Annotated in this window: 16 protein-coding genes; 6 read left to right on the plus strand and 10 right to left on the minus strand. The window is 65.1% G+C overall.

What is annotated here, in order from left to right; all coding sequences use genetic code 11:
• Nucleotides 1-30 precede the first annotated feature (30 nt).
• Both RB2654_RS19590 and RB2654_RS19595 read right to left on the minus strand, forming a co-directional pair.
• Nucleotides 31-429, minus strand: a complete 399-nt coding sequence (locus tag RB2654_RS19590) for a MerR family transcriptional regulator (RefSeq protein ID WP_040885885.1) — start codon at nt 427-429, stop codon at nt 31-33.
• A gap of 121 nt (nt 430-550) precedes the next feature.
• Entirely contained in the window at nt 551-943 is a 393-nt protein-coding gene (locus RB2654_RS19595; protein ID WP_008335045.1) for a MerR family transcriptional regulator, read from the minus strand.
• Between the two features lie 186 nt (nt 944-1129).
• Between RB2654_RS19595 and RB2654_RS19600 the strand changes: the two genes are divergently transcribed.
• From RB2654_RS19600 to RB2654_RS19610, 3 genes are read left to right on the plus strand one after another with little or no spacing between them, the layout of a single operon-like run.
• Complete coding sequence (locus RB2654_RS19600; RefSeq protein ID WP_008335046.1) at nt 1130-1588, plus strand: PaaI family thioesterase; 459 nt, start codon at nt 1130-1132, stop codon at nt 1586-1588.
• Nucleotides 1585-2088 carry a PaaI family thioesterase gene (locus RB2654_RS19605; protein ID WP_008335048.1) on the plus strand — a complete coding sequence of 168 codons (504 nt, stop codon included), beginning with the start codon at nt 1585-1587 and terminating at the stop codon, nt 2086-2088. Before RB2654_RS19600 ends, RB2654_RS19605 begins: the two co-directional genes overlap by 4 nt.
• Complete coding sequence (locus RB2654_RS19610; protein WP_008335050.1) at nt 2081-3397, plus strand: MATE family efflux transporter; 1317 nt, start codon at nt 2081-2083, stop codon at nt 3395-3397. The genes RB2654_RS19605 and RB2654_RS19610 overlap by 8 nt, the downstream gene beginning before the upstream one ends.
• A 92-nt stretch (nt 3398-3489) precedes the next feature.
• On the opposite strand, the gene arsC is transcribed toward RB2654_RS19610, so the two are convergent.
• Genes arsC through RB2654_RS19625 form a run of 3 tightly spaced genes read right to left on the minus strand, consistent with a single transcriptional unit; the run spans nt 3490 to nt 5233 of the window.
• The gene (arsC, locus tag RB2654_RS19615) at nt 3490-3837 is read right to left on the minus strand and encodes an arsenate reductase (glutaredoxin) (protein WP_008335055.1); all 348 of its coding nucleotides are present in this window, start codon (nt 3835-3837) and stop codon (nt 3490-3492) included.
• The gene (locus tag RB2654_RS19620; RefSeq protein ID WP_008335057.1) at nt 3834-4898 is read right to left on the minus strand and encodes a quinone-dependent dihydroorotate dehydrogenase; all 1065 of its coding nucleotides are present in this window, start codon (nt 4896-4898) and stop codon (nt 3834-3836) included. The genes arsC and RB2654_RS19620 overlap by 4 nt, the downstream gene beginning before the upstream one ends.
• Nucleotides 4895-5233 carry a DUF952 domain-containing protein gene (locus tag RB2654_RS19625; RefSeq protein WP_008335061.1) on the minus strand — a complete coding sequence of 113 codons (339 nt, stop codon included), beginning with the start codon at nt 5231-5233 and terminating at the stop codon, nt 4895-4897. Before RB2654_RS19625 ends, RB2654_RS19620 begins: the two co-directional genes overlap by 4 nt.
• Nucleotides 5234-5439: 206 nt before the next feature.
• Between RB2654_RS19625 and RB2654_RS19630 the strand changes: the two genes are divergently transcribed.
• From RB2654_RS19630 to RB2654_RS19640, 3 genes are all read left to right on the plus strand, one after another.
• On the plus strand, nt 5440-7008 hold the full coding sequence (locus tag RB2654_RS19630) for a bifunctional metallophosphatase/5'-nucleotidase (protein ID WP_008335062.1): 1569 nt from the start codon (nt 5440-5442) through the stop codon (nt 7006-7008).
• Between the two features lie 95 nt (nt 7009-7103).
• A complete protein-coding gene (locus tag RB2654_RS19635; RefSeq protein WP_008335063.1) occupies nt 7104-7412 on the plus strand; it encodes a DnaJ family domain-containing protein in 309 nt (102 codons plus the stop codon).
• A gap of 15 nt (nt 7413-7427) precedes the next feature.
• Nucleotides 7428-8069: an SOS response-associated peptidase gene (locus RB2654_RS19640; protein ID WP_008335064.1), complete on the plus strand. Its 642-nt coding sequence runs from the start codon at nt 7428-7430 to the stop codon at nt 8067-8069.
• Between the two features lie 152 nt (nt 8070-8221).
• On the opposite strand, the gene RB2654_RS19645 is transcribed toward RB2654_RS19640, so the two are convergent.
• The 5 genes from RB2654_RS19645 to RB2654_RS19665 are packed head-to-tail and all read right to left on the minus strand — an operon-like array spanning nt 8222 to nt 13728.
• A complete protein-coding gene (locus RB2654_RS19645; protein ID WP_008335066.1) occupies nt 8222-9532 on the minus strand; it encodes an NAD(P)/FAD-dependent oxidoreductase in 1311 nt (436 codons plus the stop codon).
• Nucleotides 9529-10884: a glutamine synthetase family protein gene (locus tag RB2654_RS19650; protein WP_008335068.1), complete on the minus strand. Its 1356-nt coding sequence runs from the start codon at nt 10882-10884 to the stop codon at nt 9529-9531. Before RB2654_RS19650 ends, RB2654_RS19645 begins: the two co-directional genes overlap by 4 nt.
• The gene (locus RB2654_RS19655) at nt 10884-11693 is read right to left on the minus strand and encodes an ABC transporter permease (RefSeq protein ID WP_008335070.1); all 810 of its coding nucleotides are present in this window, start codon (nt 11691-11693) and stop codon (nt 10884-10886) included. Before RB2654_RS19655 ends, RB2654_RS19650 begins: the two co-directional genes overlap by 1 nt.
• The gene (locus tag RB2654_RS19660; RefSeq protein ID WP_008335072.1) at nt 11690-12580 is read right to left on the minus strand and encodes an ABC transporter permease subunit; all 891 of its coding nucleotides are present in this window, start codon (nt 12578-12580) and stop codon (nt 11690-11692) included. The genes RB2654_RS19655 and RB2654_RS19660 overlap by 4 nt, the downstream gene beginning before the upstream one ends.
• Nucleotides 12577-13728 carry an ABC transporter ATP-binding protein gene (locus RB2654_RS19665; protein ID WP_008335074.1) on the minus strand — a complete coding sequence of 384 codons (1152 nt, stop codon included), beginning with the start codon at nt 13726-13728 and terminating at the stop codon, nt 12577-12579. Before RB2654_RS19665 ends, RB2654_RS19660 begins: the two co-directional genes overlap by 4 nt.
• Nucleotides 13729-13765 lie beyond the last annotated feature (37 nt).

The raw sequence follows: 13765 nt of genomic DNA on the forward strand, positions 1-13765 counted from the left end.
TAAACGATGCCGTTTTTCGTGGAAGGGCGGTTATTCCGCCGCTTCGTCCTGTTCCATCGAGGCAAGCATGTTGCGGCCCCATTCCAGCTGGTCGGCCAGTTCGCGAATGGCCTCGTCCAGCTCCGCGCGCTGTGCCTTGAGCTCGTTCAGATGCGTCTCGGCCAGCGTGATGGTGCGGGTGTATTGCGTCAGTTGCTGATCGCCCACGTCGTAGAGGTCGAGAAGCTGACGGATTTCTTCGAGCGGAAAGCCGAAACGCTTGCCACGAAGGATCAGCTTCAGCCGTGCACGGTCGCGGCGGGTGAACAGGCGTTTCTGACCTTCGCGGATCGGCGACAGCAGTTCCTTCTGCTCGTAAAACCGGAGCGTCCGGGCCGTCACGCCGAAATGGTCACACATCTCGCGAATGGTCATGAGATCGTCGGTCATGCCAAACTCCAAAAGTTGTTCGTGGACGTCACATAGGACGCCGCACATCGGAATTCAGCAAAAGATTACGTTTACGTCAACGTAACGTGGCGTAACAACGTGGTGAGGTCCGCCGGACCGCTTATTTCATGGCTCGCGCGACCTGATCGCGCATGTCCTGAAGCTCTTCGCGCGCGGTCCGAAGCTCGCGAATCTGCTCGTCCAGCACGCCGAGCTGGCGGTCGGCCATCTCGACCCAGACCTTGTTCTGCGCCTCGGTGCCCTCTTCATCGTAGATCAAAAGGAACTGGCGGCATTCTTCCAGCGAGAAACCCCAACGGCGGCCGCGGATGATAAGCGTCATGCGCGCGACCTCACGCGGGCTGTACCAGCGCGTGCGCCCTTCTTTCTCGGGTTCGAGCAGTTCGATATATTCGTAATAGCGCAGCGTGCGCGGCGTCACGTCGAACTTCTCGCACATCTCCTTGAACGACAGGAGGTCGCCTTTCGCCTCGGGCGTGTCTTTCATCTTCATGGCCGTCGCTGGATTGTCCTCACTCTGACGCAGGGTAACGCCGGATTCGGGGAACGTCTAGTCATTTCGCTTTGCGGAATTGTATTTCATTAATGGCGCATCCGTCCGACCCGATGCACGAAATTCCCCGCTCGGCCCTTGTAAGTGCGACCGCCTGCGCGAATAAACGAGAAAAACGGAGACACGATGGACCGCAAGAAAAAAGCCCAGCTTGTCCGCCATTTCACCGAGGCGATTCCCTATTCCAAGGCGTTGTCGATGTATCTCGAGGAACTGGGCGAGGGGGATGCCGTCATTTCGATGCCTTATGACGCGCGGTTCGTCGGTGATCCGACCACGGGTGTCATCCACGGCGGCGCGGTGTCGGCGCTGATGGATACGACGGGCGGGGCGGCGGTCATGAGCCACCCGGACGCCCCTCTCGTCACCGCGACACTCGACCTGAGGATCGACTACATGCGCGCGGCGACGCCGGGCCAGCGGATCGTGTGCCGGGCCGAATGCTATCACGTGACGCGCTCGGTCGCCTTCATGCGCGCCGTGGCGCATGACGACGATGCCGACAACCCGATCGCGACCGCCACGGGCGCCTTTACGGCGGACGGCGGGAAACCCTCGGTCGCGACGCCGGGAGCGCCGACATGAAGCGCCCCGAACCGGTTCAAGTCGTGAAGGAACGTCGCGATGCGGCCCTGTCCGCGCTGGTGGAGCAGGTGCCCTATATCGGGTTTCTGGGGATTCACTTCGACCGGCGCGGCGACGAATTGACCGCCGTGCTGCCCTATACCGAAACCCTGATCGGCAATCCCGCCCTTCCGGCGATCCACGGCGGCGTGACGGCATCGTTTCTGGAGGTGACCTCGATCATAGAGCTGGGCTGGGCGCTTATGTGGGAAGAGATCGAGAGCGGCGAACGCACCATCGAAGACCTCACGCCCAGTTCCATGCCCCGCCTGCCCAAGACCATCGACTTCACCGTCGATTACCTCAGGTCGGGCCTGCCGCGCGACGCCTATGCCCGCGCGCGCATCAACCGCTCGGGGCGTCGCTATGCCAGCGTCCATGTCGAGGCATGGCAGGACAATCGCTCGCGCCTGTTCGCGCAGGCGACCGGGCACTTCCTGATGCCCGCACGGGATGGTTGAGACCGCTCAGGCGATCACGCATCGGCGGGTTCTGAAAATCGCAGTGCCCGTGGTGGCGGCGAACGTCACGGTGCCGATCCTCGGCGCCGTCGACACGGGGGTTGTCGGGCAATTGGGCGAGGCCGCGCCGATCGGGGCCGTCGGGATCGGGGCGATCATCCTGACCGCGATCTACTGGGTCTTCGGTTTCCTCAGGATGGGGACGGCGGGGCTGGCAAGTCAGGCACTGGGGGCCGGCGACCGGAGAGAGCTCGCCGCGATCCTGACCCGCGTGCTGATGATCGGCTTCGCGGGCGGTGCTGCCGTCATCCTGTTGCAGATCCCGCTGTTCTGGGCGTCGTTCCAGATCGCGCCCGCCTCGGATCAGGTCGAGGCGCTCGCCCGCGATTACATGGGCATCCGCGTCTGGTCGGCCCCTGCCATGATCGCGCTGTATGGCGTCATGGGCTGGCTCATCGCACAGGAGCGGACGGCGTCGGTGCTGGTGGTGCAACTGACCATGAACGGCATCAACATCGTGTTCGACCTGCTGTTCGTCCTCGGCTTCGACTGGGGCGTGCAGGGGGTGGCGGTGGCGACCCTGATCTCGGAATGGTCGGGTCTGGCGCTGGGGCTCTGGCTGTGCCGAGCCGCCTTTCGGGTGCCGGACTGGCGCGACTGGGCGCGGGTGCTGGACCGGGCGCGGCTCGTGCGCATGGCACGGGTCAACACCGACATCCTGATCCGGTCCCTGCTGCTCGAAGTGATGATCGTGAGTTTCATGTTCATGGGCGCGCGGTTCGGTGACGTGGCCCTGGCGGCGAACCAGGTGCTACTCCAGTTCCTGCACGTGACGGCCTATGCGATGGATGGCTTCGCCTTCGGGGCCGAGGCGCTGGTCGGGCAGGCGCTGGGCGCACGCAATCGCGCGGCACTCAGACGGGCGGCCGTGGTGTCGTCGATCTGGGGGGCGGTGATCGTCGTGCTGCTGGCGGGGGTGTTCCTTGTGGCCGGGGGCGTCGCCATCGACATCATGGCGACGGACGAAGGCGTGCGGCAGGCGGCGCGCGATTACCTGCCGTGGATGGTGCTGGCGCCGATCATCGGCTGGCTGCCGTGGATGATGGACGGCATTTTCATCGGCGCGACGCGGACGGCGGACATGCGCAACATGATGGTGGTGTCGCTGGCCGTCTACGGGCTCGCGGCGGTGCTGCTGGTCCCGGCCTTCGGCAACCATGGCCTGTGGGCCGCCTACATTATCTCATATGCTGCGCGCGGCGTGACGCTGGCGGCGCGCTATCCGGCGTTGGAAAGAAGTGCGGGCTGACGCCCGCGCAGGGTTAGCGGCGACCTGCCTGCGGCCGGTCGACGCGATGCGGGGCCAGCCCCGCACCCCGAGGTTTCTGGAAACAGAGAAGATCAGAGGATGTCGAGCACCTGTTCCGGCGGGCGGCCGAGCCGCGCTTTGCCGTTCGCGAAGACGATGGGGCGTTCGATGAGTTTCGGCGTGGCGGCCATGGCGGCGATCAGGCTGGCCTCGTCGCTGTCTTTCGACAGGCCTTGCGCCTTGAATTCCGGCTCCTTGGTGCGCATCGCCTGAAGCGCGGTGAGGCCGAGGGCGGCGAGGGCCGCGCGGATCTCGTCCTCGGTCGGGGCGTCTTCGAGGTACTTGCGCACGTTGGGCGCGATCCCGCGTTCTTCGATCAGGGCCAGCGTTTCGCGCGACTTGGTGCAGCGCGGGTTGTGCCAGATGGTGACGTCGCTCATAGCCAGTTCTCCGTTTCCGTGCCGATGGCGGTCGAGATGTGGTCGTGTCCGTCGGCGGCGAGCATCCGGTCGAGCCCGCGCGCGATGTCGTCCACGAGGCTCAGGCCCTGATAGGCCAGCGCCGAATAAAGCTGGATCGCATGGGCGCCGGCCTTGATCTTGGCATAGGCGTCTTCTGGCGACGAGATGCCGCCGACGCCGATAAGCGGCAGGTGGCCGCCGGTCAGCTTGGCGAGGCGGGCCAGCGTACGCGTGGACTTTTCGAACAATGGAGCGCCGGAAAGGCCGCCTTTTTCGTCCCGGCTTGCACTTTTCAGACCTTCGCGGTCGAGCGTGGTGTTGGTGGCGATGATCGCATCGAGCTTTACCTCCTGCGCCACCTGCGCGATTTCCGCGATCTCGGCTTCGGTCAGATCGGGCGCGATCTTGAGGAAGACCGGGATGATCTTGTCCATCCCCTGCCGGGCGTCCATCACGCCCGACAGAAGCGCGCGGAGCGCCTCGGCCCCTTGCAGGTCGCGCAGCTTCTCGGTGTTGGGCGACGAGACATTGACGGTCACGAAATCCACCACCGGGCCGCAGCGTTTCAGCACTTCGACGTAATCGCGGGCCCGATCCGCGCTGTCCTTGTTGGCGCCGAGGTTCAGGCCCACCGGGACGCGCGTCTTGCGGTTTCGCTTGGTCAGACGTGCGAAGGCCGCGTCCATCCCGTCGTTGTTGAAGCCGAAGCGATTGATGACCGCGCGATCTTCGGACAGGCGGAACATGCGCGGTTTCGGTTTTCCGGGCTGGGGGCGCGGCGTGATCGCGCCGACCTCGACGAACCCGAACCCGGCCTGCGTCAGGGCATCGACCACCTCGGCGTTCTTGTCGTAGCCCGCCGCGAGCCCCACGGGGTTGGTAAGGTCCAGCCCCGCGACGTGGCAGGCGATGCGGGGCGAGGTGAAGGTACCGGGCAGGGGCACCACCCCCGCTTTCATCGCCGTCAGCGCCAGCCGATGTGCGCGCTCGGGGTCGACCCGGTGCAGGGCGAACAACCCGACCCGTTCGACGAGGTTCATCGCACGTCCGCCGGAAGTTCGTGGCCGGTTTCGCCGAGCGGATAGGGTTTGGCCCAGACCACGTCGGTCGCGTCCAGCTTGCGGTAAAGATGCGGGAACAGGGCGCCGCCGCGCGACGGCTCCCACCTGAGCGTGTCGCCAAGCGCCTCGGTGTCGAAGGCGACGATCATCAGCCCGTCCTCGTTCGCGAAATGCTTCGCCGCCGTCTCGGCCACCTGATCGGCGGTCGAGAAATGAATATAGCCGTCGGTGACGTCGATCGGCGCACCGTCGGTTTCGCCGGCGTCCTGATAGGACTGCCATTCATCTGCGCGGAATATCTTGTAGATCAGCATGACCGTCCCTTGCCGCGCGGGCGAGGTCTGGTCAAGGGGGGCCGATGCGCGGGGGCAGGCCGATGCCTGCGACGAGGGCAGATGCGCCTTTTACACGGGCGTCATGCAGATTTGGCAAGTGAGACGGGCGCTTGCCTTTGACAGGGGGCGCGACTCGTCACAATCTGACCGGATAGTCAAAACATAACGATACAGGGAGACACCCCATGAAACGCGTCCTCGGCTCTGCCGCCGTGCTCGCTCTGTCCTCCGGCATGGCCTGGGCGGATTTCAACCTCACCATTCTGCACACCAACGACTTCCACGCCCGGTTCGAGCCGGTCAGCAAGTACGACAGCGGCTGTTCGGCGGAAGACAACGACGCGGGCGAATGCTTCGGCGGCTCCGCGCGGCTCGTCACGGCCATCGAAGAGGCCAAGGGCCGGGCCGAGAACTGGCTGCTCGTCGATGGTGGCGACCAGTTTCAGGGCACGCTGTTCTACACCTATTACAAGGGTGCGCTGGCGGCCGAGATGATGAACAAGATGGGCTATGACGGGATGACCGTCGGCAACCACGAGTTCGACGACGGCCCCGAAGTGCTGGCCGGGTTCATGGATGCGGTGAATTTCCCCGTGCTCATGTCCAACGCGGATGTGTCGGGCGAGGAACTGCTGGCCGACAAGCTGATGAAATCGACGGTGATCGAGAAGGGCGGCGAAAAGATCGGCCTGATCGGCCTCACCCCGATCGACACCGACGAGTTGTCGTCGCCGGGCAAGAACATCATCTTCACCGATCCGTCCGACGCGGTGCAGGGCGAAGTGGACCGGCTGAGCGAAGAGGGCGTGAACAAGATCATCGTTCTCAGCCACTCGGGCTATGGCGTCGATCAGACGGTGGCCGAGAACACCACCGGCGTCGACGTGATCGTGGGCGGCCACACCAACACGCTGCTGGGCGACATGGACGGGGCGGCTGGCCCCTATCCGACCGTGGTGAACGGGGTTCAGATCGTATCGGCCTATGCCTATGGCAAGTTTCTGGGCGAGCTCAACGTGACCTTCGATGACGAGGGCAACGTGACGGCGGCGTCCGGTGCTCCGCTGGTCATGGACGCGGCCGTGACCGAGGACGAGGCGACCAAGAGCCGGATCGCTGAAGCCGCCGCGCCGCTGGACGAGATCCGCAACAAGGTCGTGGCCGAAGCCTCGGCCGCCATCGACGGGTCGCGCGACACCTGCCGGGCGGGCGAATGCCAGATGGGCAACCTCGTCGCCGAGGCGATGCTCGACCGGGTCGCCGATCAGGGCGTGACCATCGCGATCACCAACGGCGGCGGCTTGCGCGCATCCATCGACGCGGGCGAGGTGACGATGGGCGAGGTTCTGACGGTGCTGCCGTTCCAGAACACGCTGTCGACCTTCGAGACGACGGGGGCGAACATCGTCGCCGCGCTCGAGAACGGTGTGAGTCAGGTCGAAGAGGGCGCGGGCCGTTTCCCGCAGGTCGCGGGCCTTCAGTTCACCTGGGATCCCGAGGCCGAGCCGGGCAGCCGGATCGTCGACGTCTATGTCGCCTCCGGCATGGACTGGGAGCCGATCGACCCCGAGGAGACATATCTCGCCGTGACGAACAACTACGTGCGCAACGGCGGGGACGGCTATTCGGTGTTCGAAGGGGCGGCCAATGCCTATGACTTCGGGCCGGATCTGGCCGACGTGACGGCGGAATACCTCGCCGCGATGGGGCCCTACGAGCCCTTCACCGACGGACGGATCAAGACCGCCGAATAAGGCGCGTGACGTGACGGGAGCCCCTGCCGGGAGACCAGCGGGGGCTTTCTTTTTGCGCGCCTGCGCCTATCTTTGTCATCGAAAGGATCACGCGCATGGATCACCCCCTCATGGACCTCATCTCGGCCAAGATCGCCGAGGCCGAGAAGAACGGCGAGTTCGACAACCTGCCGGGTGCGGGCAAACCGCTGCCGCCCGAGGACGACCCGGAGAACGCGCTCCTGCGCCGTGTGATGCAGGAGAACAACGCGGTGCCGCCCTTCATCGCGCTGGGCCGCGAGTTGGAAAAGCTGCGCGAGGAGTTGCGCCAGACCACGGATGCCGTGTCGCGCAAGGACATCATGAAAGAGATGTCGATGATGGAGGCGCGGATCGCCATCGCCCGCAAGGGCTGGACCGGCTGATCCATGTGCGGGCGCATGGCCAACACGTTGCCGCATGACGCGGTGGCCAAGCTTTTCGACGCCGTGCCGGCGAACGCGCTGCCGCAACTGCCCGATTACAACATCTGCCCGACGCAGGACGTGGCCGTGGTCACGCAGGAGGAGGGCCGGCGCTATCGCCCGATGCGCTGGGGCTTCGTGCCGGTCTGGTACAAGAAGCTGAACGATGGGCCGCTTCTCATCAACGCGCGGTCCGAGACGGTGGCGGAGAAACCCGCGTTTCGCAAAGCGGTGCGGGAGCGGCGCTGTCTGGTGCCGGTCTCGGGGTTCTACGAATGGTATCGCGAGGGCGACGAGAAGCTGCCGCATTACTTCCACCGCGCGGATGGCGAACCGCTCGTCATGGCCGGGATCTGGCAGGAGTGGGGGGAGGACGGTCTGCCCACGCTCGCCGTGCTCACCACAGAGGCGAACGCGCTGATGGCGCCGATCCACAATCGGATTCCGGTGGTGATCGAACGGGACGACTGGGGCAAGTGGCTGGGCGAAGAGGGGCACGGGGCCGCGACGCTCATGCAGGCGCCGGGCGAGGATGTGCTGACCTATCACCGCGTGGACAAGGCCGTGAACTCGAACCGCGCCTCGGGGCCCGCGCTGATCGAACCACTGGCCGCGTGACCTGACGGAGCGGGCTTGCCCCCGCGCTCTTAGATATGAGGGGTGAACCCCTCAAACACCCCGTTTATCGTTGAGGGGTAAACCCCTCAAACACCCCGTGCGAGAGGGCCAGCCCTCTCGCGCTCTCCCGAGGTTTTCTGAAACAGAGAAGATTAGAGCGCGTCGCGGATCGCGGCGAACGGGTAGCCGAGGCGCAGGATGTTGCGGCGCAGGGGGGCGAGCGGGAAGGGGGTGAGGTGCGTGCGCATCGGTGCCGGGCGGATGTCGTCGCCCAGCATGAGGCGCGCGGCGGCGTGGCCGGACCATGTGCCCATCGCGACGCCGTTGCCGTGGTAGGCCATCGCGGCAATGGCGCTGGGATCGCCGCCGATTTCGGTGACGTGGGGCAGAAGATCGCGGGAATAGGCGAGGAGGCCGGACCACGTATAGGGAATGTCGACATGGCGCCAAGCGGGGAACATGGCGTGGAAATGGGCGAGCAGGCGGCGGGTGGTGCGGGCCTCGGCGCGGGCTGTGGCGCGGATGCCGCCGCGCATTCCGAACAGAAAGCGCCCGTCGGGCATCAGCCGGAAATAGTGGAGCAGACTGCGCGCGTCATAGGCCATCAGGTCCGAGGTCCAACCCTGCGCCGCCTGTTCGTCGTGGGTAAGGGGGCGTGTGACGAGGACGTTGGACTGGATCGGCAGGACGGGGGCGCGCAGCGGGCCGAGCCGTTCCGGCGTGTAGCCGTTGGTCGCGACGAGGATACGATTGGCGGTGAGGGTGCCGGCGGGCGTGCTCAGACGCCAGCGGTCCCCGGACTTGTCGAGGTTCTGGACCGGGCTTTGGCCGTAAATCCGTGCCCCCGCCGCGCGGGCGGCGTGGGCGAGGCCGGTGACATAGGCCCCGGCGTCGAGGCCGAAGCCCTTGCGCAGGTGAAGGCCCGCGTGAAAGCCGGGGCCGCCGAGACCGCGCGCGTCGAGGTCCGCTTTCGAAAGCACTTGGGCGGGCAGACCCTGCGCCTCGCAGGCGCGGGCCTCGTCCGCGAAGGACTTGGCCGCGCGGGCGGAGTGGGCCAGCAGCACCTCGCCATCCGAATGGCGCTGGACGTCGAGGGCGTGCCGTTCGATCAGGGCCGAGACGTGGTCGATGGCCGCGGGTTGCGTCTCGAGAAACCTTTGGGCGCCATCGGTCCCGAACCGTTTCGTCAGCATCGCGTCGGGCAGGGCCGTGCCGCCGATGCAGCAGAACCCGCCGTTGCGCCCCGACGCGCCCCAACCGGGCACCTGTGCTTCGAGGACCGTGACGCAAACGCCCGCCTCGGCCAGCGTGAGGGCGGCCGACAGGCCCGTGAAGCCCGCGCCGATGATCGCCACATCCGCCGCGCCCTCGCCCGAGAAACCCGGCCAGTCGCGGTCGATCCCCCATGCGCACTTCGCGCGGGGCGCTTCGGTATAGGCCCGCGCTTCGTAGAGGTGGCTCACAACCGCCCGAGATAGGTGCGGTATTCGATCTGGCTGATCGCGGTGGTGAGCTGCGAAATCTCGTCCCGGCGCACGGCGGCGTAGATGTCGCGGTAACCCGGCAGAAACATCTCGTCCGCCACATCGCTTTCCGCGAAGCATTCGACGGCAGTGTACCAGTCCGATGTCAGCGGGTCCGAGAACTGGCCGTTCTGTTCGTCGAGCGGGGCGGGGAGCGGCAGGTCCGGGTGGTCGAGACCGTAGAGCATCCCGCCGAGCACGCCCGCGACGACGAGATAGGGGTTCGCATCCGCGCCCGCGATCCTGTGTTCGAGCCGCGCGCCGGGGCCTTCGACCTCGGGCAGGCGGACGGCGGCGGCGCGGTTGTCCATGCCCCAGTCGGGCGTGTGCGGCGCGAAGCTGCCGGGCTGGAAGCGGCGGTAGCTGTTCATATGCGGCGCGAAAATCGCCTGAAGGTCGTCCATCGTGTCGAGCACGCCGGCGACGGCCTGTTTCAATAGCGGCGAGGGGTCTTCGGTGCCCGCGTCGAAGATGTTCTTGCCGTCCGTGTCCACGACCGAGACGTGCACGTGCATCCCGTTGCCGGGGTAGTCGGCATAGGGTTTCGCCATGAAGGTGGCCGACATGCCGTGCTTGCGGGCCACCCCGCGCACGAGGCGGCGGAAATAGAGCGCGTCGTCGGCGGCGGCCATGACGTTGTCGGTGTGGTGGAAGTTCACCTCGAACTGGCCGGGGCCGTATTCCGCGATGAGCGTATCCGGGGTCATCCCCTGATCCCACGCCGCGTCGAGAATGTCGTCGAGGATCGCCTGCGTCCGGTCGAGCACGTCGAGGTCGAAGTTCTGCGCGGTGGGCGAACGGTCCGGCGGGATCGGCGCGTCGTTCATGTCTTCGCGCGGCTTGTAGAGGTAGAATTCAAGTTCGGTCGCGACCACGGGCTTCAGACCACGCGCGGCGTAGCGTTCCAGCACGTTTTCAAGCTGACGGCGCGGGGAATAGGGCGCGACCTCATCGTTCTCGTCATGCATTTCGCACAGCACCTGCGCCACGCTGCCGCCCGAGGCCGAGGCCCACGGGACCGGGCGCAGCGACCCGGGAACCGGGAAGAGGTGCCCGTCGGGGTCGCCGATGGCGATGCCGAGGCCGGTGTCCTCAACCTCTTCGCCCAGAATGTTGGGCGCATAGGTCGACAGCGGCATCCGCACGCCGCCCTTGGCCAGCTTTTCCTCGTCGTCGCCGGGCAGCCATTTGCCACGCAGGATCGCGTTGATGTCGCACATCATCAGTTCGACGCGTTCAGGGCGCCCGTGCTCGGCGCAGAAGGCCGCGTATTCGTCGAGGAAGTCTTTCATCACATCACTGCGTTTTCTTCGCGCTTGCGGCGGACCACCGCGCGTTTGGTCGAGATCGAGAAGGTGATCACGCCGATTGTTACGAACCCGATCAGGATCGAGGAGAGCGCGTTGATCTCCGGGCTGACGCCCAGCCGCACGGCCGAGAAAATCTTGATCGGAAGGGTCGTGGAGGACGGACCCGAGGTGAACGAGGCGATCACGAGGTCGTCCAGAGACAGGGTGAAGCCAAGCAGCCAACCGGATACCACCGCCGGTGCGATGATCGGAAGCGTTACGCTGCGGAAGGCGTCCCATGGCGTACAGCCGAGGTCGAGCGCGGCCTCCTCCAGCGAGCGGTCGAAGCTGACGAGGCGGGAGGATACGACGACGGCCACGTAACACATGGCGAAGGTCGTGTGGGCGAGGATGATGGTGAGCATCCCCCGGTCGAGCCCGACGGCGATGAAGAGCAGCAGGAGCGACAGGCCCAAGATCACGTCGGGCATGACGAGCGGGGCATAGATCATGCCGGAGAACAGCGTCTTGCCGAAGAACTTGCCGCCGCGCACCAGCACGTAAGCCGCCGCCGTGCCGAGGATCGTGGCCAACGTCGACGAAAACACCGCGACGCGCAGGGTCACCCATGCCGCGTCGAGGAAGGCCTCGTTGCGGAACAACTCGCCGTACCACTTGGTCGAGAAGCCCGCCCAGACCGTCACCAGTTTGGACTCGTTGAACGAATAGACCACGAGGATGATCATGGGCATGTAGAGGAACGCGAAGCCGATGGTCAGGGAGGTCGCGTTGAACCAGCTCAGACGTCTCATCCCTCGGCCTCCCGCTGTTTCTCCTCGTTGCGCTGGAACAGCACGATGGGGATCACGAGGATGGCGAGCAGGATCACCGCCACCGCCGAGGCCACGGGCCAGTCGCGGTTTGAGAAGAACTCCTCCCACAGCACCTTGCCGATCATCAGGGTCTGCGAGCCGCCCAGCAGCGCCGGGATCACGAATTCGCCCATGACCGGGATGAAGACGAGGAAACAGCCCGCGATGATGCCATTGCGCGACAGCGGGAAGGTGACGAGCCAGAAGGCCTGAAACCGGGTGCAGCCAAGGTCTTCGGCGGCTTCCAGAAGCGATCCGTCGAGCTTTTCCAGCGCCGAATACAGCGGGAGCACCATGAAAGGCAGGTATGTATAGACGATGCCGATATAGACCGCGGTGGGCGTGTTCAGGATCGTGAGTGGTTCGTCGATCACCCGGATCAGCATCAGGAACTGATTCAGCAGCCCCTCGTTGGCGAGGATCGCTTTCCACGAATAGACGCGGATCAGGAAGGACGACCAGAACGGCAGGATGACCAGCATCATCAGCGTCGGGCGCCATTCGTCGGGCGCGCGGGCCATGCCGTAGGCCAGCGGGTAGGCGACGCAGAGCGTGAGGAAGGTCGACAGGAGCGCGATGCGCAAGGACGACAGGTAGGCTTTCCAGTAAAGGTCGTCGGTCGTCAGGAACTTGAAATTGTCGAGGTCGAGTTGCGACAGGAAATCCTTGATCCCCGCCCATCCCTGACTGAGGTCGAGGTTCGGGGTATAGGGCGGGATCGCAAGGGCGATATCAGACAGGCTGATCTTGATGACGATCAGGAACGGCACCAGAAACAGCGCGATCAGCCACGAATAGGGCAGGAGGATGAGCGCAGCGCGTCTCATTCCGACAGCACCACGCCCGCCGACGACCGAAAGCCGAGCCAGACCGTATCTTCCCACGTGTAGTCGCGACGCGATATGCGGCTGGCGTTGGTCATGGTCGCCTTGACCATCTGACCCCCCGGCAATTCCACGTGATAGGTCGACAGGTTGCCCAGATAGCCGATGTCGATGATCTTGCCCTGCATCGCGTTGGCGCGGTCTTCGGGCGGGTCTTGTGTCACGACGATCTTCTCGGGCCGGATCGCGAAGGTGACCTTGGCCCCCTCGGCAATCTCATGTTCGCATTCCGTCACTTTGATCGGGTCGACGCCCTCGGCATAGGTGATTTCGTAAGCATGCTCACCTGTTTTGGCGGCCGTGCCTTCGATCAGGTTCACGTCACCGATAAAGTCGGCGACATAGACCGAATTCGGGGTTTCATAGATCGCGGGCGGCGTATCAACCTGCTTGATGACGCCCGCGTCCATCACGGCCACGCGGGAGGCGACCGTCATCGCCTCTTCCTGATCGTGGGTCACGATGACGAAGGTGGTGCCGGTCTTTTCCTGAATATCCATAAGCTCGAACTGCGTCTCTTCGCGCAGCTTCTTGTCGAGCGCACCCAAGGGCTCGTCGAGGAGCAGAAGCTTGGGCGCTTTGGCGAGCGAGCGGGCCAGCGCCACGCGTTGCCGTTGACCGCCGGAAATCTGGTGCGGCTTGCGCTTGGCGAAGCGTTCAAGCCGGGTAAGTCGCAGCATCTCGTTTACGCGGTCCGGGATCTGCTCTTTCGGCATGTCCGATCGTTTCAGGCCGAAGGCGATATTGTCGTAAACGGACAAGTGCGGGAACAGCGCGTAGCTTTGGAACATCATGTTCACGGCGCGCAGGTTCGGGGGCACGTTCGCCATGTCCTGACCGCCGATCTCGATCCTGCCTTCGGTCGGGTTCTCGAAGCCCGCGAGCATCCGCATCATCGTGGTCTTGCCGCAGCCCGAGGGTCCGAGCAGCGCGAAGAACTCACGCTCGTAGATGTCGAGTGTCAGGTCGTCGATCGCGGTGAAGTCGCCGAAGCGTTTCGTGACGTTCCTGAACCGGATCAGCGGCACGGCGTCCGGGTCGGTCCACGGCGCGAACACGGTCGTGTTCGGCTTGCTGTTAGGTTCGGCCATCTGTCCCCCGAGGCAGAAAGGAAAACCCCCCGCGCTC

It is taken from the genome of Maritimibacter alkaliphilus HTCC2654 (assembly GCF_000152805.1).
Taxonomy (GTDB): domain Bacteria; phylum Pseudomonadota; class Alphaproteobacteria; order Rhodobacterales; family Rhodobacteraceae; genus Maritimibacter; species Maritimibacter alkaliphilus.